We start from the raw sequence: 23,341 nt of genomic DNA, 5'->3' as shown, positions 1-23,341 counted from the left end.
GTTCCGTGTCAGACACTCACACGATAGATCTCACCATCGTACGAGCTTGCTGCAAATTCGCTGCCCGCTACTGCCGCTATGGACGACACGCCAGCAGCGGTAGGCCGGGACACGTGACACCAATCTTCAGCCGCCACATCAAAAATCGCCACCATCCCACCGTAGCTTCCAGTGGCTATCCATCTGCCGTCGCTCGACGCAGATACGCACTTGATCGAATTTTTGTGGGGCGTGTCATGGATAACTGACTCGCCACCGCTCCAGATTCGAAGCTTGAGATCCCGTCCGACACTAGCAAAGCCAGATTCGCCCAGCGCCGTGCAACCGTTAGCAATGCGGCTGTGTGCTCTGGTTATTCTGGCCAAGCAGCTGAAGTTCTCAATCGAATGAAAGCTGACGTCAGCGGTCGCGCAAACCGCAAATATCTTGCTCGACGAACAGGCCACTCCCTTGATGGCGTTGCTGTCCAACTGCACCGTCGCAAGGTAACGGAGTCCTTCGGCTCCGAGGCGGAATATCAGTCCTTCACCGGTATATGTGCCTATCACGGCGTGCGGCTCACCATTGCGAATGAAGGCGGCGCCGCAATTCAAGGGAGATCTATGTTGGTAGAGGACCTTCCCCGTCTTAGCATCGAACAGCTGCCCGAGCTGGCCACCGGTGACGAGCCGCTGACCAACCGGTAAAAGGAAGTTGCAAAGGCTACCCATCGACGCCAAGGGCCTTCCGTCGGCCATAACCACGCCCGCATCACCGACTGTATATTCCACGCCTTCTACGACGCGAACAGCGTTAACGCCGGCAGGTGCCTCAACATTGCTAGTATCCCACTCGCGCGATCTCAAATCATATGAAGCAAAGGTTGATCCAAACGTCGCCGTTACGAGCCGCCGGCTATCGAGGAAGGCGCAACTACGTGGCCACACGACTGCCGGTATTTGGCTGCGACTCCGTTCTCTCAGCGTCCCATCCTCCTCTACACTCCAAAACGCCGCCTGCCGATCATAGCTCATACTGACCAACAACCCTGTCGCCTGACTCCAGACGAGGCGCTTGATACCAGCCTCGTGAGCCTGAACCCGGCCTGCTGAAGGAGAAACTGTCACGATCTCTCCATCATCGTTACCCGCCAAAATCACCCCCCGATCCGTGATAACGACCGTGTCCGTTTCGACGTTGTCGAGATCAACCGTATTCAACAGGCTCCCAGTTCGCGGATCCCAGCGACGCACCGTTCCGTCGTCGCTACTCGACACCAACGTTCCTGTCTTCGGCTCCCACACTACTGAAATGACATCCGCTTCATGCCCCTCAAACACATTAAGAAGAGCTCCATCAAGGCCAAAGCTGCGAATTTTATAGTCGCGCGAGCAAGTCACAACCATTTCCGCTTCATCAAGAAAGATTGCCATCTCGACATCATCCCGATGGTCACCACACACCGCCCGAAGGCGCATCGTCGGCACTTCCCAAATCCGTGCGGTGTAGTCACTGCTGGCGCTAACGAGGAGATCACCTCCACGATTAAACTGACACTGGTTCGCTAGGTGGTCGTGCACACCTCTCGCGGTCGATCTTCCAGGACCCGCATCCCACAGTATCACCTGATTGTCATATCCCGCCGTCGCTACATATCGCCCTCGGGATGTCGAAACTCCACTGATCGGTCCGCTGTGCTTGATCATTCGGCTCTCCTGATCATTAGCCTTACTGTTCAACCTAATTCGATCGCATGCTTGTTGTTTGCCTTCGCGACTAAGTAGCGACGGTTGTACGACGTAATATACGCGGGTGTACCTACTCGCTCGACAACGCGCACTCCATTATTCTCAAGCTGACACACCTTGTCTGGATTGTTCGTAATAAGCCTCACCGATTTCACGCCTATTGCTCTCATCATTTGCGCTGCTGGCGCGTAGTCACGCATATCGTCACGGTAGCCGAGGAACCTGTTTGCCTCGAATGTGTCGAGCCCCTCGTCCTGCATTAGATACGCCCTGAGTTTTGCATACAGACCGATTCCACGCCCCTCCTGCCGCAAGTAGGCGAGGCAGCCGCCGTATCGCGTCAGAAGCTTTATCGTGCCTGCCAACTGTTGACCGCAGTCACAGCGAAGAGACGCGAATACATCTCCGGTCAAACATTCTGAATGAATACGAAAGAGCGGCACTGACTCTGGGTCGACTCGGCCAAAGATGATCAGTACGTGCTCTTTTTCATCACCGAGATTGTCAAAGCTGACAAACGTCGCTCTCACGGCTTTGCCGCCGATCGGGATCTCGACCTTATCCCGCACGCAGACCTCAGTCGGCATTGACACCTCCCATTCGTCTTCTGTTTGGCGACGCGGTCGATGCGCGTGAAACCCACGTTTCGCATCACCCGTCTAACATCGTCGTAACGATGCTAATTGGTCCAATCTTATCATAGCTACGCTGGTCTCTTAACTACCAACTCGCTACATATTTTTGCCCGATCGACACGACCATATCTGCTGCGGTTGATGGCCGACATACTCGCAGTGATTTACGCGATGCATTTCATACACCGCCTTGGTCTCGCTCAGCTTTCGCTCCTGCCATTTGACGTCCGGCTCGATTCGAAGCCGCCACCCCCACATATGGAACGTAAGCCTCCAGTGACGGCCGCCTTGCGCCGGAGCTGAAGCTTGTTGACGCTATAGGACTAGTCCCGGAGCTAGTGCTATTGCCAAAGCGGAAGTGGAAGTGATCACGTCGGAGCGACGACGGCGGCATTGGTCGCGGGCTGACAAGGAGCGGATCGTGGCTGCAGCTATGCAGCCGGGTGCGACGATCCTGAGCGTGGCGCGAGCGTTTGGGGTGCATTCCAGCCAGGTGTTCCGCTGGCGCCAGCAGCTGCGTGGCAAGGAGGCGCTGCCTGGCTTTGCCGCCGTGACGATCGCTGCCGATCCGCACGCGGCGGCAGCCCGCACGCAGGGGCTGATAGAAGTCGAGATCGGAACCGAGACGAGGACCCGGATCAGCGGCCCGGCGGATGTCGCGACGGTGACGGCAGTGGCCTCGGCGCTTCGGGCGGGATCGTGATCGCGATTCCAATTCCCTCCGGCACCCAGGCCTGGCTGGCGACGGGCCATGCCGACATGCGCAAGCATTTCGACGGTCTGGCACTGCTCGTTCAGGAGACGCTGAAGCGCGATCCGCATGGTGGCCATCTGTTCGTGTTCCGCGGCCGCTTTATCTGGCCACAGACGGTGGATGGAGCGGTGACGATCACGCCGGCGCAGCTCGGTTATCTGCGCGAAGGCATCGACTGGCGGCATCCGCAGCGAACGTGGCGCCCGGAGGCTGTTGGTTAGCGCTCGAACGCGACGGCGTTGATGCACGCCGGTCGGAGCTGTGATTCCATCTCCTGCGATGATCACAGCCGATTCGTTCCTCGATGATGTAGCGACGCTGAAGGCGCTGGTGCTCGCGGGCCAGACCGAGCTCACCAAGGCGACGGCCGCCCAGCTCGCGGCAGAAGCCAAGGCACGCAATCTCGAAGCCCCGGTCCGCGCCTGCGCGCTGCTGATCGAGCAGATGAAGTTCACGATCGCCAAGCTCAAGCACGTGCAGTATGGGCCCTCATCGGAGCGCGCTTTGGTGCTCGATCAGCTCGAGCTCGAACTTGCCGATCTCGAGCAAGATGCTGCCGAGGCTGAAGCTGCCGCACAGACGGCAGTCGAGCGGGCCAAGGCCGAGAGAGTCGACATACGTCCGTTCGAGCGCCGGCGTCCCGCACGGCGGCCGCTACTCGAGCACTTGCCGCGCGAGCGCATCGTGCATCCTGCACCGGCCAATTGCCCATGTTGCGGTAGCGACAGGCTGCGCAAGATCGGCGAGGACTTTACCGAGACGCTGGAACTCGTGCCACGGCAGTGGAAGGTGATCCAGCACGTGCGCGAGAAGTTCTCCTGCCGCGCCTGCGAGGCGATCACGCAGCCGCCGGCGCCGTTCCCGCTGACGTGCGGGACCGCGTCTGCCGGCGCACATCCTGTTCGCCAAATACGGGCTCCACCTTCCGCTCACCCGGCAGAGTACGACCTATGGGCATAAGGGCGTGGCGCTCGACGTCTCCACGCTGGCCGACTGGGTCGGCGCGACAGCTGCGACCCCGACGCCCCTGGTCCAGGCGATCAAGGCGCACGTGCTTGCAGGCGAGCGCATCAATGCCGACGCCACCACGGTGCCGGTTCTGGCCAAGGGCAAGACGCGCACGGGGCGCGTGTGGACCTATGTGCGCGACGATCATCCCTTTGCCGGGCACGCACCGCCGGCAGCGATGTTCTTCTACTCGCCCGACCGCACCGGTGCGCATCCCGAGGCGCACCTGGCCGGGCTATGCCGTGCCGATGCAGGCGGGCGCCAATGCCGGCTTCAACCGGCTCAACGAAGCCTCGCGCAAGCCCGGCCCGATCATCAAGGTCGGCTGCGGCGCGCATGCACGGGCGCAAGTTCTTCGAGCTTGCGCGGCTTAAGAAGGCGCCGATTGCGATCAAAGCCATTGCGAGATCGACGCGCTGTTTGCGATCGAACGCGAGATCAAAGATCTGTCGGCCCAAGAGCGCGAAGCCGTGCGTAACGAGCGCAGCCGTCCGCTGGTCGACGAGCTTCACGACTTCCTGCGCGAACGCCGTACCAAGCTATCCGGCAAAAGCGAGACCGCCAAGGCGATCGACTACAGCCTCGAACGCTGGGAGGTGTTCACGCGCTTAATCGACGACGGTCGCCTGTGCATGACCAACAATGCGGCCGAACGCGAGCTGCGCGCAACAGCCGATGGCTTTACACGCCCGCCATTCGCTCATCCCATCAACGCCCACGAGATGCGCGACAGCTTTCCGCTTGGCCGCAGCGGCCGCCTGAGCCGCGTGCTCTCGTCCTCCAGCGTCTTCCGCCGCTTGGACTCCGAGACGTCCATTCCGCCGAACTTGGCCTTCCATTTGTAAATGCTGGCGTCGCTCACGCCATGCGTGCGGCACAAATCGGCGACCGGCACGCCTGCCCGGCCCGATCTATCGTTCGCTTTTTTGTCGGCACGTCCTGTTCATTGAAGCGCCAACCCTCGTGTACTTTGGAAAAGACGCCAGCGATCTTCGTTGTAAAATTCGGCTCCCCGATAAAATTCTGATCTGTAAACGCCCTTCTCACGCGAGCAAAATCCTCGTCTGAAAGCTCGCGCGCGAGGATTCCTATCGCCTGTTCTATCGAAGCCATTAATACGTCGTGTCCGGGACGCAATGTCTCGTCTGTACCCGGCGTTGATACCTCACTCATCGGGAGTTCCGCGGTCCCGTTCGAACGAGCGTCATTGCTGGCCCGATACCTCTTAAGTTCACTACGCAGCTTGCTGACGCTTAGTGTCTCTCCCGCCTCAGCGCGTTCAATTGCGGCACGTGTGATTTCGAGTGGAGTGCTCGATGACGACAACAAATACAGTATGACTGGCGGCAAACGCGCAACGCTTGCGCTTTTGTCAGCAGCCCACTGCGCTACTCGCATGTATGCTTGAGCGGTACGAGCCGGCATGCCAACTTCGCTCTCAACCCACACGATGAATGATCCGTGAGAAAGATACCTCTTCGCACCAAGCAGCGCCTTTCCGATCTGGACAATTGAGCTTGTGTACTGTCGACGAATACGATCACTCTCACCTAACAGGAACGTAGCCACGGATTTCGGCAACTGTGCATAGTCAAATCGTGGGCCAGCCTGACGTCCGCTTTCTATGCAGACTTCTGTTTTTTGTTCGAAGGACGTGGTCAATGCTCTTCCTGGCATCTGAAGCACCAGTGTCGTTCAGCGTCTTGGTATTTTCATACTCCTCTTAAACCTACTGGGCTGGAACATACAAGCCACCACTTCTGGTAGTCCCCCTAACATTTTCGCATGCCGGGAAACGTCTCCTCCACAAATCATCGCCCGTCCCGCCGGGAGCAGAGCAACTGTTCTGACGTTCCGCTTGAGCTCAGCCGGCTCCTACTAGTGCTGTGCGAGGCCGATCAAGACACGCCACAGACCGCAACTACTTACGGCAGACAGAAAGGTAATTTTGCGCTTGGACGCCTAGCCCCTGTACGCTACCTTACGTTGATACGGTGGGTCGCACGGGGAAAACCATCACATGGATCAATCTCAAGATAACTCCGGCGGGACGATCAAAGGCCCGCCGCGTGTCACGGTAATCAACCAGCTCGGATCGGCGGTTCACTCTGCACTCGAAGACCACTGGTCTCGCCCCAATCTCATCGACGATTCCTCCGGCTGCGATCCGTGGGAGTTCCGACGCGACGCAACCGTTCTCTTGACGCGACCGCAGGCCGGCTGGCGGACGGCTCCGGCTCAAAAGCCTCAAGGTTGGCCATTCGCATTACGTTGGGTGCAAGTGGCATCCACGGCGCTCGACTTCTTCCCGGGCTGGATTCTTGACGTGCCGCTGGTGACGGTGGGACGCGGAATTGCTGCTATCCCAATAGCGGAGTACGTCATCGCGGCCATTCTCCTGCAGGAAAAGCGACTTATTGAAATTCGAGTACGTACACCAGAGAATTGGAGGCCGGCGTCCTTGGGATCGCTGTGGGGGAAAACAATCGGAATCGCTGGATTCGGATCGATCGGCCAAGCGGTCGCAGCGCGTCTTGCTCCGTTTGGTGGCTCCATAAGGGTGCTTCGACGGAGCTCGCGCGACAATGCCGACCGAAATGTCGTTTCGGTGTCGGACATTGGAGCTCTGGTTGAGGGGGCAGATCACCTGGTAATAGCCTTGCCGCTAACAGACAGTACAGTTCATCTGATCAATCGCGAGACTCTCCGTAAAGCAAAGCCGACATTGCACATCGTCAACGTCGCCCGAGGTCGCATAATCGACCAAGTTGCATTGCTTGAGGCTCTTGATGCCGGGCGAATTGGGGCAGTAACACTAGACGTCTTTGATCCCGAGCCGCCACCCGCGGGTGATCCAGTTTATCGTCACCCCAACGTTTACTTAACGCCACATATCTCCTGGTCCGGTGGCGATAGCGGACGGTTATTGACTGAGAAGACGCTCGCGAACTTCAACGCCTTTGTGTCCGGTATGCCCCTCACTGACGTCTTTGATCGAGCTATCGGCTACTGACTGACGACACGTCGGAGCAACGCCTGATAAACGGCGCTATTCTTAGAATCTGCAACTTCCGACTAGCGACGAGCACGGAGTCGGGCGAGGACTGCTGATGAGACCATCAATCACGCGGCGATCCCTTGTTGTCTGCGCTGCCACGACCTCTGCAGTAGCGATTTACTCGCCGTACATTCGCACAGCCCATGCGGCGGGTAAGCTTTCGGTCGGGCTATGGCAACATTGGATCCCTGGCGCCGATAACGCCTCCACAGAACTCGTTAGGGAGTGGGCCGAGCGAGAAAAAGTTGATGTTCAGATCGACTACATTACGAGCCAGGGAGGCAAGGATCGTCTAACCATTGCGGTAGAAGGCAGAGCCAAGACCGGCCACGATATTCTGCAAATGCCAACCTGGTGGCCGATTGCAAATGCTGAATTGCTCGAACCGTTGAACGATTTAATGGATCACTTGATAGGGCAGAATGGCCCAGTGAACGACGCGGCGCGCTACCTAGGACATCAAGGTGGAAAGTGGCTTGGCATTCCGACCTGTGTAGGTAGTCAGATTAAGGGCCCCTGTTCTCGAATTGATTTAATGAAGAGATACGCGAACATCGATGTTCAGGCAATGTACCCACCAGGCAGACCGCCAGAAGCGGCCGCGTGGAACCTCGAGACGTTTCTGGCAGCGGCAGAGGCATGTCATAGGGGCGGCTACCCCTTCGGAATCGGAATTGGGGAAACGCCGGACAGTATCGACACTGCTGGGGCAATCTTCCATTCTTTCGGTGCTGATCTTGTTAATGCGCGGGGTGACATCACAGTCAGGACGGATTCGGTTCGGGAGGCGGTCGAGTACTATAAGAAGCTGATTGGCTTTTTGCCTCCCGACGCCGCAGCCTGGGACGATGCATCAAACAATAAATGGCTTATATCCGGTAGAGGCGCGCTGATCCTGAATCCGCCGAGCGCCTGGGCGGTCGCCAAGCGGGATGCAGCCCATATCGCAGAATTGTGCTGGAGCCACGGATTTCCAGCTGGGCCCAGAGGTCGGTTTGCTCCTTATTCGCCGTTCTTTTGGACGGTGTGGCAATTCTCCAGGAACAAGCAGGCAGCAAAGAGTCTGCTGGCATATCTTTCGCAGAAATCATCAGTCGAAAAGATGGTCGTCGCAAGCGGCGGCTTCGACTTGCCTGCCTTCAACAACATCAATGATCTAGATATCTGGAGGGACATCGGGCCGCCGTCGGGAACGCTCTATCATTATCCGAATCCTCACCACCATCAGATCCTCTCGGTTGCTGCGTCGCCCGCGCCGCCCAAGATAGCCCAGCAAATTTACGCGGGGGCTGTCCAAGTAAAGATGTGCCTTCGCCATTTCCAAGGAGAGCCTATGGAGCAGACGCTCGCCTGGGCAGAGAGTGAGTGCGAGGGGTTTATGAGGAATTGATATGATACGATCCGAACGCAATTAGAAACGTTTACGACTAGCGTTCGTCCATTTAGCCGCATCTTACCTGTCCAGCTGTTTACGCGACATTCGAGTATTGGCCGCGTGGAATTTAAGTTTGACTGTCCGGAAGGACGCCGTCCGAGGTGGCCTTCTATGAAAGCCGCCGTGGTCCAGCTAGTAAGGCAGCGCCCTCCTGAAGAGTTGAATCTGCCAGCTGGAAATGGAACGTGTGCACCTTCGCATTCACCACCGTGATCCACTAGCGCGCGTTGAAGGTCGTTTCTTGATAGGCCTCAATACGTCAAAAAGTCGCTTGGGCTGCCACGAACCAGTACGACGATATAGTTCCACATCTAACCCAGTGTCCTCTCGTTGCCTTGCGTCCAGCTCCATCAAAGTAGCGAGTTCGCTGCGCTTCCGGCACCAGGTCTTCAGCGCACCCCAAACGTATACTCGCATAGCAGGCTCTGCTTTCTCTCGCCGTCTAGTAGGCGAACTTAGAGGTAGCTAACGGAGCGCCTTGCCATCGACGCTCTCCTACCAGGCGTCCGGAAATAACGAGCGGTTCCACCGGACATCCCGCATCGCACGATTGGCACTAACCTCTTGAGCTGATAAGCTAGACTTGGCCGCGTTCCCCGAACCTTGAACGGAGCGATGTTGACGAGATATCCGTACATCCACCGCTGCTGCTCATTCTTGCGGACTAGGAGAACGGACGCCTGGTCCTTTGAACCAGCAACACCGCCACCAAACCGACCTATGCGCGTGCGAGCTGAGGTTGTTGCGAACAGGTCAATCGGCGCGGTAGGATACGGGCAATGCGGTCGTTCACCCTTCCACCCTGGTCGTCTCGCAGCTAGACGTTGGACGTCCTAATTTAGATAGCATAGTGTTTCTAAATTCGATATGAGTCAAGACAACACACGCTCCCAGGATAGAATCCTTTTTCATCTGAAGACCCGCGGCCCTCAGACGGCAGCAGGGCTCGGGGCAATGCTCGGCATCACTCCGGCTGGCGCACGAATGCACCTCGTGAATCTTGTAGATGCTGGGTTAGCAGAGACCGAGAGCCAACGTGAGGGGCGTGGACGACCGAAGCAATACTGGAAGATAACGGAGCTCGGCCACGCCCGTTTTCCGGACCGTCACTCAGATCTGACTATCGAATTGGTGCACTCGATACGGAACGTCTTTGGTGACCGCGGGCTGGAACAGCTGATCGAGCACCGTGAGCGCGCCAGCATTGCGAATTACCAAAAGCTGATCGGATCAAAGCGGTCCCTCAAACAGAGACTGGAAGCTTTGGCACAAATACGAACAAACGAGGGTTATATGGCCAGCGTCTCCGAGATGCCTAACGGAGACCTGCTGCTTATTGAGAATCACTGCCCGATTTGCGCGGCGGCCGCCGCGTGCCAGGGTCTGTGCCGTTCTGAACTAGCCGTGTTCCGAGCGCTTCTCGGGGCCGAAACAAAAGTAGATCGGGTAGATCACATTGTGGCCGGCGCTCGTCGTTGCGCCTATAGTATATCGGGTCGCTCGCATATCGGGAAAAAGTCTTAGTTGGAGGTTGCACCCGGCGGGACGGATTGCGCAACTTTCGAGCGAAAACCGGGACCCTTGCCATTTTCTCTTGTGCCAATTGACGTCGTGGCACGCAGCACGGATCGAAAATGCCCGAAGCTAGGTCTTGAGAAAACGGAAATTGACGAACCCCACCATTCAAGCCGCACGCAGCTTACGCAAGTGAATTGCTGTCGCAGCGGCTAATACCGCAGACACGACGAAACTCGTCGGCACCCAGAACGCCGCCTCCACCATACCGTCGTTGGAAATTGCGCTTGTGAGACCACTAGCGTTGGCGACGATTCCCGCGATTGCCCCACCCAAGGCAAATCCCATCTGTTGGATCGTCGGTACCGAGGAAGCTGCAACTGTCTCGTCGCCCGCCTCAGCCCCTTCCATAATGCGTTGCGCGACAATGGGCCAGCACTGACCTATACCTGCCCCAAGCAGGGGAATTGTTGCGATCAATAGCAGCACGGTGGAGCCTGGCGCGAGCCAACTCATCAAGACCAGACTCAATGCCATCATCAGAGGACCAATCACTATCAAGCGATCAGGCCAAGGACCTGACGCGCCAGCACTGATCATGGACGCAACCGTCCAAGCGAGGGAAGCGGTAGCAACCGAGAAACCGGCAGCAAGCGGATCGAACCCGTGAATCTGTTGGAGAAACATCGGCATATAGATCTGCAGGGGACTGAAAGCAATACAAAGCAGCAATCCTAACCATAGGCCTACACCTGTTTGAGCACGCCACGAAAAAGCGTTTCTTGGTAGCATTGGTGTAGGCGCATGGCGATTCAGCCGCAACATTGCTGCAAGCGAAATCATAGCCAAGACAAGAAGCCCTAGTTTCGAAATTAGGGAGCTAACAACCGACGCAAAGGACGTCGCAGCTATTGAAACGCAGATTAGGACCACGCGCGCCGTAGGTACGCGGGAAGCGTGAGACCGATTGATTGTCGCCGGCAGGATAATGAAGGCGCCAATTGCTAAAGCGGCGGCAGCGACCAAGGTTGCGACAAACGCGGCACGCCAACTGCCGAATTTGGTGAACATGCCGCCGACCAATGGGCCGACCATCACGGACACGCTCCAGCTGGTCGACATCAATGCGACTGTCCTTGACCAGAGCCCCTGGGGAAAAGCTCCACGGACAAGGACATAGGCAACGGCGGTTTCTAACCCACCGCCAAATCCTTGAATCAGCCGGCCAACGACGATCCAGACCATTGCCGTCGCCGTGGAGCATAGAAGTGCTCCGAGGCCAAAAGTTAATACCCCAGCGCAATAGACCGTACGAGTACCAATGGCGTTCGCAAGCGCTCCGGCGGAGGTTGCCGCGACGATAGATGAGGCCAGATACGCGGTGGTCGGCCAACTGATCATCGCGACGCCACCAAGTTCACCGACGATGGACGGAAGCATCGTGGCCAGCATGAGAACGTTCATGGACTGTACAAGGACGCCACCAAGTAGGATGCTCAGAATAGGGATCCGTTTCCAGGTAAGCAGTGATTGCCAGCTCCGGCCGTCCAATTCTTGCCGCATGCCAGTGACCTTTCTTCAGCAAAAGCGATTGCCAACGCCCGGCACCACGACCATTTTAATTACCATTTTGTTTCTAAAATAACCGAATAAGTCAAGCGACAATAGCAGCGAAAGATAGTGTGCTGCTCCGGCCAAAAATGTTGAGCGGATGAACGGCCGCACGCAGTGGGCTTTTACTCACCTGAGCGCATCTTATCAGCGCGCTGGGCCGCCGGATCTCTTCAAGAGTGAAGATCACCATGACAGATATGGGCGGACGACGCGAACGGGGAGTCAAGAGGTGTCACCGCAGAAATTGCAGCTCGTCTGGCGGGTGAGTTCATACGGAAGCTCGAGGCCTCCGCCGAATCGCAAACGAACCTGAGCAGTGAGCTATCGAGGTGCGCTCAGTGTCGAAAAGTCGCCACGGCCTGCGGAAGGCGACCGGCCGCAGCTTGGCGGAGGCCGGCGCGACGGCATAGATGATCATGTCCATGGCCACACCACTCTTGCAGAGGCTGAGCGATACACTGAGGAGGCTGACAGGCGAGCCTTGCGGTCGATGCCCTGGCCCGCCTTGAAGGACACAAGGCGAACGACTTTCCCCAAACGCAATCTGCCGGTTTGGAAAACGACCAAAAACTCAAGAAAATCAGCGGGGAAAGGCAGAGCTGGCGCTCCCAAGGGGAATCCGAACCCGTGTTTTCCCGAGGGCTGGCCCAAGTCGTGCGATCGATAACGCCAGCGAAGGAGCGAGCGGCCCCGCCCTGCCGGCTGATCGCTTTCAGAAGATGTGGCTATCGGTGGCGACCAATCGATTTGACTAGGAGCAAACACCGCCCTCCGCCCAATCCGCGCTTTGTTAGGTGCACCGACCTTTGAAGCTTGTTGATAACGGCAAGACAGAACGACCTGTCCCTTGATTTGTCCCTCAAACCACGATCTTGCGAAATAATGCATAGAAATCAATTCGTCAGGAGTTCAGTTCGAATCTCTCCGAGCGCGCCAGAGCCATTGACCAGCCCTGCGCCCGGACCCAATGCGATCCCACCCTGCGGGCGGCCTGTCCAGATGCTCCCCACGACGGCCGCAGTTTCGATGCCGGGACCGACGGGCTCAAGCGGTCGCGACGTCGTGAGTGAGCCGGCCGACCTGGATCAACGGCTGTGTCGCATCGCCGACGCCGCCGAAGACCTTCAGTTCGATCTCGACACGGGCATGGCCCGCGGTCGTTGGCCTGGTCGTCCCGCGCCACGTATCGATCATCTGCGCGAACGGGGCCACGAAGGTCGGCTTCACACCGGGATCGACCACCGATGGGGTCGGCGTCAGCAGGTTGATCGGCACCCGGACGCGCGGGATCGCCGGCTGGCCGGCCACGATCTCATAGCTGTACATGCCCTGCATCGCGACCTCGTCGCTGGTGCTGCCATTGCCGTTGGCATAGAGCGCGGCGAAGAATGTCGTCAGGCGCGCGTCGAGGTCACCGGATGCGCCCGGCATCGCGTCGAGCGGGAACGACGTATAATTCAGCTGGGGAACCACGGTGGAGGCGAACCGCACCTCGGGCGTCTGGAACAGGAATGCCGGGTTGGTGCTGGTGGTCTTGAGATCGGCCAGCGGGAACAGCGCGAGATTGCGCTGCACGAACACCGAGGCCCAGCCGCTCTGATACAGCAGGACGTCGAGCGTCGCGACCGACACCGTCCGGGCCGGCAAACCACGTGCCTCCGCTTCGCCGAGATAAACCGTCTTGCCGTCGACCTGACGCGTATAGACGTATGCGATCTGTACGCCTGCGGGCAGCTCCGCCGGCGGCACCGCCTGGGGCGTATAGAGCTCGGGCGCGATGATTGCGATGACCGGCGCCGGGAGCGTGGTGGTGCCGTTCGAGATCGTATTGGCTACCGCATTCCAGCTCGCCGCCATCCCATCGATGGTGATGTTGACCAGATTGGTGCGCGCGTGTCCTTCCGCAGTGCCGTCGAGCGTCGACAGAAACTTCACGATCACATGTGCCGGTGCGGCCGCCAGTCTTGCAGCTCCCACGCTCTCCCGCGCGTAGGCATCCGCGACCTGCCTGGTTTCCAGTGCAAAGGCGGCGGTCGCCTTGCGCGCAGCCGCCAGCGTCGCCGGATCGGGTTCGGCGCCATCGATGCCGACCAGATACTGGTTGAGATCGCGCAGGATCGCCGGATAGTTGGTCACGAACTGCGCCAGCGCGGTGAACAGATCCGGCTCCCCGCTCAGCCTGGCCGAGCGGCGCAGCGTTGGCATGGTCGGACGGTTGAACTCCACCGTGCAGGACACCGCGTCTGCTGCCGCCTGCTGATAGAGATAGTCGAACGAATAGCACCAGGCGCTCAGCTTCGACGGATCGGTCGCGCCCTCGCCGGTGAGCTGCAGCGCCTGCTGGGCGGAGACCGTGGGCGGCGTCGGCAGGTCGCGATTGACGACCGGAATGTTGGCGACCTGCGTTCCCAACGGATAATCGAACGGTCCATTGACAAAGGCGAGCCATCGCGAACCGACATAGCCGTCGATGCCGGGGACGGTGCGCCGCTCGAACTCGAGATGGGTGAGCGACAGCGTAAGCTTCAGCGGCACATAGGCTTGATCGATGACGTTCTTGGTGGCGAACACGAAGGCCAGTCGCGGATCATACCAGGTCTTGCTAGCGGGATCGTAGACCTCGCCGAGCGGGATGCGCGTCGGCGTCAGCGTGTAGTTCTGATTGTCCGCCGCGCCCTTGATGCTTCCGCCCGGCTGACCGTAGAGGTTCGGCGGACCGGCCGGATTGTTGTCGCCGCCACCGGTGACCTCGGTCAGCCCGAACACGACGGCCGCACCGGCCCGATAGGCTGCGCCGAGCTGGTTGAGCAGCTGCTGGCGCAGCTTCTCAGCTGCGGCAAAGGCGGTCGAGGGATCGCCCGCGCTGGTCGACAGCACCGGCAGCGTCTTCAGGCTGATCGTATCCGCCAGCAATTCCTTGGTCGACAGCACGCGTCCCAATGAACCATCCGTGAGCGGATCGGTCACATCGTCGATCAGGTCGAGGATGAAGGCGTGCGGCGCATAGGCCGCCGACAGGAACAGATCGATCGCGTCCAGCGTACTCTGGAACCACTGGTTCAGGTCGGCGCCGTCAAGATGCAGCGTGTCAATCTCGCCGGTGTCGTAGCGCGTGATCGTCACATCGCCGCTCGTCAACGCCTTGGCGATCGGTTTCGGCGCGAAATAGCTCGGGGACGTGCCCAGCTTGAAATGGATGCCTTTCCCGGCCGCCTTGCCGAAGCGCACCGCCCAGAGCTGCTGCGCGCCGTCGGCCGCATCCTCGCCGTCGCGGGACAGGCCCTGCCCGACCTTGAGATACCAATCGGCCGTGGCGAAAATCGCCTCGACCGCTGTGCTGAACACCGTATAGGACACGTTGCCGTCGCCGTCGGCCCGCGGCAGGATCGCTGCGACCACGCCGGTGCCGCCCTGCAACGCCGCCACGGCCGGATCGACCAGCAGCGGATTGCGGCTGAGCGCGAGCGTCACGTCGAGCTCGAGGATGTTGCCCGCAGCGATCGCATTGACGTCGACAGGAAGCGACAGCGTCGCAGCGGGGGCTGCGGGCGCCTGTCCCTGCGTCACGAGCTTCAGATACAGCAAGCAGGCGCGCACATAGCCGCGAATGATGTCCGCCTGCGCATCGGTGAGGTCCACGTCGGGCTTGGCTAGCAGCGAATTCGACAGCCGCATTGCCACCGCGTTGCCGGAAACGCCCGGCACCTTCACGGAGACATTGGCGGAATAGTCCTGATGCAGCTGATAGTAGATCCGGGTGTAGAGCGAGAGATCGTCGGCGGCCCGCGCCGCACCGTCCGGCCCTGCATAGGCCGCAGCGTTGAGGGACAATGCAAGCTTGAACGCCGCACCGCTCGCGGATTCATAGGTGTAGCTGGCGTTGGTATTGATCCAGGACCCGAGCCCGATCAGCTCGTCGCGGTACAGCATCGGCACCGCAGCCCCGTTGAGCGCGCCGCGATACCGTTGCGGCGGCGCCTCGAACGGCGTCACCGTGGTGTTGCCGAAGATATCGCGCCATTGCAGCGCGACCTGCGCCATGGTGCCGACACCGAGATAGGGATTGGCCGCCTTAGGCGGCAGATTGGAATCGGACGGATCGGGCGCGGCGTTGACCAGCGCGAACTGCGCCCCGATGCCGATCGACTGGCGATAGTCGAAATCGGCAAGAGCGACCTGCGCCAGCCGGTTGCCGCGCGTCGTCGCCGAGCGGGCATGGCTCTCGAACGCACTGGCCTCGTTGTCGTCGTGATCCTGCGGACCGAACGGCATGCCGAGCGGACTGACCTTGTAGAAGACGTTGCCGGCGAGCCCGGCAGCAAGCGAGGTGTAGAGCTGATACATCGTCTTCTTGGCGAAGTCCGGCGCGGCGGGATCGTCCGGCGGGAGGCCGAAATTGTCGCGCGTCAGGGCGAACCCGATGTTCTGCGGTGGCAACTGGTCGCGTAGCGAGAACAGCTGAGGATCGAGATCGAGCACGGCATTGACCGGGAACAGTCCGGGCGCAGCGCTGGCGCCGCGGGCGATCAGGTCGACGTCCAAGCCGTAATAGGCGGCCATGCTGGCAAAGCTCATTCCGGGCGCGGCCGAGGAATTGACCTGATAGGTCAGCGGCGGGATGTAGAACACCGCCGCGAGCGCAACGGCGACTTGCGGATTGAATGCGGCGATGTCCTGGCCGGTGATCGGACGGACTGCACCGGCGGAGAACAGCCTGGCGAGCTTGTCGAGCGTGGCCTGCGCATCGATCGCCCCGCCGGTGCCGCGGACCAGATCCGCGTCGGTGAGCTGGCGGACCGCGCCCACGATCGGCACCAGCGCGTCCGCGGCGAGCGGCCTGGTCGCGTTGACCTCGGCGATCCGTCCGGGCCCGGGGCCGTAGATCGCCGCGAGCGCGTCGAGCGATGCTCCTGCTGCGACCGGCGCCGTTGGGCCGGTCGAGGCCAGCGACACCGTCTGCACCAGGTCGCTCTGCGGATCGACGGCGTCGGTCGTCACGAAGGCGTTGACGAAATCGGGAAGCGTGGTGCCGAAGGACTCGCTGCCCTGCGCCGCGAACGTCACGACCATCGTCACGATGCCGGAGCCCGAGGAATCGAACACGGCCGCCGGCAGGCCCTCCTCGCTTTCGACGTTCTCGTAGTAGAGATAGTAGCCGCCGCTGCGGACCGTGCTGAGCTCCCACATCAGGCGGATGAACTGCGCCGGAGAATTGGCAATGCCGCGCGGCGGAGCATCCTCGGCACTCAGCATCAGCCGCAGCGCCGCCGCCGGATTGGTCTCGGTCGACAGGTTGGTCTGGGTGATGAAGGCGAGGAAGTTGGCGTCCGCCGGCGTCACCAGCATCGGCGCGCCCGGTCCGGACTGGTTGTAGAGCAGGAAGACGGCGGAGGCGATGCCTTCGCCCAGCGCATCCATGGCGGTCAGGATGCGCTGCAGCCGGACCGCATCCTCCGAGCTGGGTCCGACCAGCTCATAGACGAACGGCAGCGACGGCGCGGATGCCGGACCGCTCGGCAGATCGCCTGCGCCCGTGCCCTGAGCAGCCAGCGCCGCCGCATCCGGCAGACGCTTGATCTCAATGTCGAGCCGCGTGCACCAAGCCCAGCGCCCCAGGTCAGCATAGTCGGTGCGTGCGGTCGCGGGATTGCTGCGCCCGATCTGCGGCTGGAACTTCGGCAGCAGCGCGAACGTCGAACGTAGATCCGGCATGACGGCGCGGATCGACTGCTCGCGCGTGGCGACCAGATTGGTCTGCGCCGGCGGCAGGCTCCACAGCGTCGGCTGCGTCTGCGCACCGGCATCGGCGGCCGCGGCCATGCCGCTGCGATTCGTCAGCGCCAGCAGACTCGCGACGGATCCGCTCGACCAACGCGCATAGCCGCTGGCGGTGAACGGCCGCGGCTGGCGCTCGGCAAGCGGCAGCGCCGCAAACGTCGGGCTCGGAACGAAATTGCCAGGCGTCCTGGCCCAGCTGACGACGACGTTCAACGCGGCAAAGGCCTGGCTCAGATCAACCTCCATGCTGAGGCCGGTGCCGGCATTCAGCATGATGAAGTCGAGCAGGACACCGTGGCTCTGCGTCTCGCGCGCGAAGTCGATCTTGTAGCCGCTGGCAGAGCTGGGCGTCGGGAACTGCTGGCCGGTGAGCTGATAGACACCGTAGCCCGACTGCGTCCTTGGATAGAGGAACGCAGGCGACAGCGTCAGTCCGTCCTGGACCGGCAGCCGCAACCCATAGACCAGGAAGCGCGAGACCATGCCGGCGGTCTGGCCGACCTGGCCCGTGGCCGCGATCGCCGACCACAATGCGCCGACCGACAGAGCCTGAAGATTAGCGACGGTGAGCAGGCCGCGCTCCGCCTGCACCGAGAACAGTCCGGCGACACCGCGATTGGCGTCTGCGACCGCAACCGCGGTGGTCTGGAACAGGCTCGCGACCGTCGCCAGCGTATCGGAGGACGGGCCGGATGCCCCGGCGGTCCTGTAGGTGATCGGCCAGATCGCGAGCGGCAAGGTCGGCTGCAGCAGGCCGGCGGCGCCATAGAGCACGCTCTGTGCGGCGAGCGCGTCGATCGAGATCGCGCCGAGTTGCAGCGCGATTTCGTCGAAGCTGTCGCCCTGCCGCGTCACATAGATCTGCTCCTTGCCCTGGCTGTTGGTGAGCAGCAGGATGACGCCGCCCTGCAGCATGTGGCGTGACCGGTTGGCCACGATCAGGCGGTCCGGCGTCGTGGTCCAGCGCGGCGTCGGCGCCGCGTCGGAATAGCGGCCAGCGATGCTTTGCAGGGTGTCGCCGGTCTGAACGACGTATTCGAGGTCGTCGATATGCAGCGACAGCCCGGCTCCCAAGGCATGATCGACGTTGGGCTGGACGATATCGGCAATGGTCAAGGCGTTGCCGACGATTCCGTTCAGCTCATCCAGGATGGCACCGATGCTGCTCGTCGCGGTCAGCGGATAGGCATAGCTCTGCAGCGCGTCGGCCGCGGCCTGGAGCAGTTGGCGCGCGATCAGCGTGAACGTGTCGACGAACACCAGGGCCGCCATCGACTCTGCCGAGTTCGCATCGCTCTCCGCGGCAAGCCGGCGCGCTTCCTTGTTCTGGGCCTGGATGTCCGCAGCCACCTGCGCGAACAGCTTGCTGACCGCGGTCGCATAGCCGGGCGTCGCCGTGGTGTAGGTCTCGAACGCAATCGGCGACGTCTGGCCGCCGGACACGCCGGGGACCTGCAGCTTCAATCCGTCGAACACCGGAAACAGCACCGAGCCGGCATCGAGCTTGGTCTTCAGCCCCGAGGATTGCGCCGTCGCCGGATTGAAGATGTCGAGCGTGAAGGCGTCGGCCAGGAACTGCAACAGACCCTTGATCGACAGGAACGGATCGGCCGTGTCGGCGAGGCGCGCGACATAGGCCTCGAGCTGGGTGAGCGTCACCGACGTGGCCAGCGTCTCGGCGAGCTCGGCCGCATCCCCGCTCTCGTTCCCCAGTGCATCAATGATCCAGGGGAAGTAGACCTCGGCCAGCACGTCGAAGGACGTCTTGGTGGCGGACGGCGCGCTGGCCGCGGCATCCGGCGCGTCCATCGCGAGCAGGAGCACGAATGCCCCTTGGTTCGAGGCTGCGTCGGTGGCTTTCTCCGGAGCAAGCACGGTGTACTGCGCGCCCGCCATCAGCGACAGCTTGGGCTTGTTGCCTTCGACGGCGGCAAGGCCCATGCGATGAGCGGCGGCCGGCGCGAGCCGCTTCGGTCGCGGCTTCAGGCTGCGCGCCAGCCGCATCGCCGCGTCCGGTCCGCGGGCATGCGCCCGCTGCATCAGCAGCGCGTCGGCGCGTGCCCCCTGAACCTCCCACGGCGCCGTGCTGGTCTGTCCGATCACGAAGGTTGCCGACACCTGGGCCGAGAACGACAGGCTGATCGAGATCGAGAACAGGCCGAGGTTGATCTTGACCTTCAGGCTGATCGTCACGCTGGCGCTGGCGACCACCGGAATCTCGCGATAGCTCTCATAGGTGAGCTGGATCGACAGCACGATCTTGACATTGACCGAGGCCGAGATGATCGCGAAATCGACACTGCCATAGAGCAGGCCGATGATGCCGACGGTGCCCGACAGCCTGAAGTAATAATCGCTTTGCAGCGCGCCGCTGCTGGCACGCGATGCCAGCGTGCGCGTGGCGTTATAGGGATGCCACGGCGCCACGACGCCTTCAACGATGCCGAACACCGTGAGCGCGAAACCCGCCTTCAGCGGCCCCTTCTCGAAATTGTAGCCCAAACCGAGCTGCAGCCCGATGCCGAACTCGATCACCGGATCGAAGGTGCCGAGATGGGTCTTCGGGATCCTTGTCGAGGTCGCGTTGGAGAGCTTGCCGATGTAGAAGCCGCCGGCGCCCAGCACCGGAACGCCGTAGACGATCACCGAGATCGAGAAGGAACGGCGGAAATCGAGATTGTAGGGGAAGCCGATGTCGATGAAGAAATCGCCGTTGGTATAGACCTTGATCCCGAGCTGCGGCAGCGTGATCGACACCGCGCCGAAATTGAGATTGCGGATGATGTCCGGGAAGGTGAAATCGATCTGGTAGACGCCGATGTCGTCGGTGATCTTCTTGTAGAGGATGTCGACGACGAGATTGGCGAGCCCGCCCATCTTCTCGCCGGCGAGTGCCAGCCGCAGACCATAGAGATTGGGGTCGTTGAACACCAGCATCGCATCGATCGACCAGGCGCCCGCCACCTTCATCAGGCCGAGATGCCCGGCAATGAGCCAGTTGTTGGACTGGTCGTAATAGGGCAGCCCCGGTGTCCCGCCGTCGTCCGCATTGGGATCGACCGGATTCATCTTGCCCGTCGTGCTGGGGACGGACTGCAGCGCGCAGATCACCTCCTTGGTGCTCTCGAAGCTGGAATGGCCGGTAATGCCGATGCGCTGCCCGAGCACCAGCAGGAACAGCTTGAACCATTCCTCGCCCCGGCCGGGCACCGAGGGCAGGTCCTTCACGTCCTGCCCCTTGGCCGGATCGAGCAGATTCTTGAACGCCGGATCGTCGGCGACGAGCGGGCTCGAGCCCTCGATGGCAAGCGTCACCTTGCCGTCGGTGTCGCGACGGAAGGTCAGCGCGGTGATGCTGATGAAGCCGAGGTTGATCGGACTCGACAGCTCGTAAGTGGCCGACAGGCGTTGCGAGAAGCTCTCGCCGTTCTTGAGCGAGACGTTGACGCGTAGCGCATCGAGCGAGATCTGGTTGAGGAGATCCCACGGCGAGTCGAGGGTGAAGTACGGATTTCCGAGCGTGCGGACCAGCGCCTGGATTAGCGAGCCGATGCTCCAGCCCTTGAGGCTGAACGTGACCAGTTCCTTGTCGCTCTCCCAGGCGGCTCGGAAACCTTCCCACTCGACGAACAGGATGTTGTTCGAGCCCGCCTCGGTCGTCTTGAACTCATAGCCCATGGTGAGCTTGAGATTGATCGCCGAGTAGACCCAGGTGCCTTGCGCGAAGCCGGAGAACTGCTGCTGGGCCGGCTTGTTGCCGTCATAACTGACGCCGAGCCGTGCCGGATCGATGCCGACGGTCTGATCGCCGAATGCGAATGTCCACTCGAAGCCGACGGTGATGTCGTAGCTCGTCTCCAGCTCGCCCTGCTCCGCCGGAATGGTCGCGGTGATCGCGAATTCGGAGATGGTGAGGTCGCCGGGCAGGAAGCTCGGGAAACCGTAGGCGCTGCCGGGCGAAAAGAACTGGTTGATGAGGTCCGAGACCTCGAGCGACTCCTCCAGCGAGGCGGCGAGATCCCACCGCTTCGGCGTTTCGAACCCGTCATAGGTCACGCTGACCTTGGTGTGCAACGGGCCGACATCGAGGAAGCCGCCGACGCTCGACTTCCATTGCGTCTGCGAGGCGGTTTGCAGCGCGCCTCCTCGCGAGGTCCGTAGCATCGGCAGCGGCGCCGCCCGCAGCAGCGTCGTCGCGTTGCCCCCGTCCGGCGTCTGCGTCGGAGTCTGCGCCGCGATCGAGACCGTCCCCTCTCGCACGGCAAGGATCGGCTGATCGTTGATCTTGAGCAGATTGAGCGTGAGGCTGAAGCCGGCATCGAACTGAAAGCTCTGCGCGCCGTAGTCGACCGCGACCGCGATGTCGCCGAGCTCGAAATCCCCGACATTCTCCACGTCGAGCACAACCGCGCCGCTGGACAGCGCCGTCAGGAAGTCGCTCAGCTTGGCGGTGCCCGCGAAGGACGCGTAGAACTGCTTGGCTGACGTGAACTGGACGGTGAACACGCCGTCGCCCTCGCCGTCCGGTCCCTTGAAGACGCTCGGTGCCAGCACGAACTCGGTGGTGAAATCATAGGTCTGCTGTCGCTTGGTGCCGTCGAACGGATACGCCATCGACCATTGCAGCGAGAAGCTGGTGATCTTGAAGTCGAGAACGCCGGTCGCCGGCAGGATCTGCCAGCTCGTGTTCTTTGAGCTGCCGATCTCGATCGAGACGGCCGTGATCGTCGGCGAGCTGCCGAGCGTGCCGGCGATCGAGAAGCCGTTGAGACCGACGAAGGCGAGGAACTGCTGCAGCACGTCGGGAGTCGCGGCGAGATAGCCGCCATTGCCGCCCATCACCTCGATCACCGTCGCCGGCGTCAGCGGATCGCCGCCTGTGACCACGGCGAGCGCCACCGAATAGTTGGCATCCGCGCCGGGCGTGATCTCGACGTCGAGCTGATAGGAACCGGTACCGCCGATGTCGAACTGCGAGGAGATCGCGAGCGTCGGCGCCTGGTCGCCCGCATCCGGATCGACGAGATCGGCCAGCACCAGGACGCCATCGACCTCGTCAGCGCCATCGGGCACAGGAATGGTCAGGGCCAGGCTCGGATCCTTGACCGTGAACTGCGACGCTAGCTTGAATGTGCCGTCCTGGATCGCCGCCCGCAATTGCCCCGGCGGGAACAGAACGGTCTCGCCGTTGAAGATGCCCATGTTGAGGGCGCCGCTCAGCAGCAGGTCGCCGGTCGGCGCGGTGAGCCCCGGAAACAGCAGCAGGAACGGCTTGGCGACGTCCGGCAGCGCGACCTTGGCGTCGAAATTCTGCACCGCGCCGCCGCTCACGGCACGCCCCGCGGAGTCACCGTACGGATAGCTGCCGGTCGCCGTCGAGAACACGAAGCTGACGTTCTTCAGCGTGCCGAACTGATTGAACGGGAAGCCGCCCATGAAGGCGAAGCTGCTGGTCCAGGTCCAGTTCGACGGCGTCGCCTCGGCCTGCACGATCAGTTGGTCGCCGTTCACCGTGAACACGAGCGTGGCCTTCGCGGCCAGCGGAGCGGTGGCGCCGATGAACGGGATCGTCGCCGACTGCACCGTGAACGCCGCCCCTTCCACGGGGCCGACGTCGGATTTTTCCACCGTGACCTTGAAATCGGCCGCGGTCTTGAGGAAGAAGGCCTGGCTCAGCCAGGTGTCGTAGTCGGCGGGGACCTTCACGGCGGGATCGGCGAGGCCCGCCGTCAGGAAGGCGGCATCGAGCGCGAACGCGGTCTCGCCGGCGGCGGCTTCGACAGCGGCGCGGAGATTGTCGATAGCGCTCATCAGCCG

The 23,341-nt window shown here is 61.3% G+C and carries 9 protein-coding genes and 2 pseudogenes; 5 read left to right on the top strand and 6 right to left on the bottom strand.

Annotation, left to right across the window (positions count from 1 at the left end):
• Nucleotides 1-8: 8 nt before the first annotated feature.
• Both QX010_RS23225 and ribA read right to left on the bottom strand, forming a co-directional pair.
• Nucleotides 9-1,685, bottom strand: a complete 1,677-nt coding sequence (locus QX010_RS23225) for a WD40 repeat domain-containing protein (protein WP_315804868.1) — start codon at nucleotides 1,683-1,685, stop codon at nucleotides 9-11.
• Nucleotides 1,686-1,714: 29 nt separating this feature from the next.
• On the bottom strand, nucleotides 1,715-2,314 hold the full coding sequence (gene ribA, locus QX010_RS23220; protein WP_315804867.1) for a GTP cyclohydrolase II RibA: 600 nt from the start codon (nucleotides 2,312-2,314) through the stop codon (nucleotides 1,715-1,717).
• Between the two features lie 412 nt (nucleotides 2,315-2,726).
• Here ribA and tnpA point away from each other — a divergent pair, with 412 nt between their 5' ends.
• The 3 genes and pseudogenes from tnpA to tnpC all read left to right on the top strand — a co-directional run.
• Entirely contained in the window at nucleotides 2,727-3,065 is a 339-nt protein-coding gene (tnpA, locus tag QX010_RS23215) for an IS66-like element accessory protein TnpA (RefSeq protein WP_316182101.1), read from the top strand.
• Nucleotides 3,062-3,337, top strand: coding sequence for an IS66 family insertion sequence element accessory protein TnpB (gene tnpB, locus QX010_RS23210; protein ID WP_409997979.1), 276 nt, complete (start codon nucleotides 3,062-3,064; stop codon nucleotides 3,335-3,337). Before tnpA ends, tnpB begins: the two co-directional genes overlap by 4 nt.
• Nucleotides 3,338-3,377: 40 nt before the next feature.
• Nucleotides 3,378-4,804: pseudogene (tnpC, locus tag QX010_RS33090) on the top strand (IS66 family transposase); the annotation flags it as partial.
• Here the strand turns inward: tnpC and QX010_RS23190 are convergent.
• Nucleotides 4,790-5,025, bottom strand: a pseudogene (locus tag QX010_RS23190) (transposase); the annotation flags it as partial. The pseudogenes tnpC and QX010_RS23190 overlap by 15 nt on opposite strands.
• Nucleotides 4,983-5,801, bottom strand: a complete 819-nt coding sequence (locus QX010_RS23185; RefSeq protein ID WP_315804864.1) for a DUF3102 domain-containing protein — start codon at nucleotides 5,799-5,801, stop codon at nucleotides 4,983-4,985. The gene QX010_RS23185 and the pseudogene QX010_RS23190, both read right to left, overlap by 43 nt.
• A gap of 343 nt (nucleotides 5,802-6,144) precedes the next feature.
• Here QX010_RS23185 and QX010_RS23180 point away from each other — a divergent pair, with 343 nt between their 5' ends.
• Complete coding sequence (locus QX010_RS23180; protein ID WP_315804863.1) at nucleotides 6,145-7,137, top strand: NAD(P)-dependent oxidoreductase; 993 nt, start codon at nucleotides 6,145-6,147, stop codon at nucleotides 7,135-7,137.
• A 97-nt stretch (nucleotides 7,138-7,234) separates the two neighbouring features.
• Nucleotides 7,235-8,572 carry an ABC transporter substrate-binding protein gene (locus QX010_RS23175; RefSeq protein ID WP_409997978.1) on the top strand — a complete coding sequence of 446 codons (1,338 nt, stop codon included), beginning with the start codon at nucleotides 7,235-7,237 and terminating at the stop codon, nucleotides 8,570-8,572.
• Nucleotides 8,573-10,300: 1,728 nt separating this feature from the next.
• Here QX010_RS23175 and QX010_RS23170 read toward each other — a convergent pair.
• Entirely contained in the window at nucleotides 10,301-11,695 is a 1,395-nt protein-coding gene (locus tag QX010_RS23170) for an MFS transporter (RefSeq protein ID WP_315804862.1), read from the bottom strand.
• Between the two features lie 1,095 nt (nucleotides 11,696-12,790).
• Nucleotides 12,791-23,335, bottom strand: coding sequence for a LysM peptidoglycan-binding domain-containing protein (locus tag QX010_RS23165; protein WP_316182096.1), 10,545 nt, complete (start codon nucleotides 23,333-23,335; stop codon nucleotides 12,791-12,793).
• Nucleotides 23,336-23,341 lie beyond the last annotated feature (6 nt).

Origin of the sequence: Bradyrhizobium sp. SZCCHNRI1009 (genome assembly GCF_032487575.1) — a bacterium.
Taxonomy (GTDB): Bacteria; Pseudomonadota; Alphaproteobacteria; order Rhizobiales; family Xanthobacteraceae; genus Bradyrhizobium.
The sequence above is the reverse complement of the archived record's forward strand: the minus strand, read 5'-3'. Positions and strand labels throughout refer to the sequence as shown.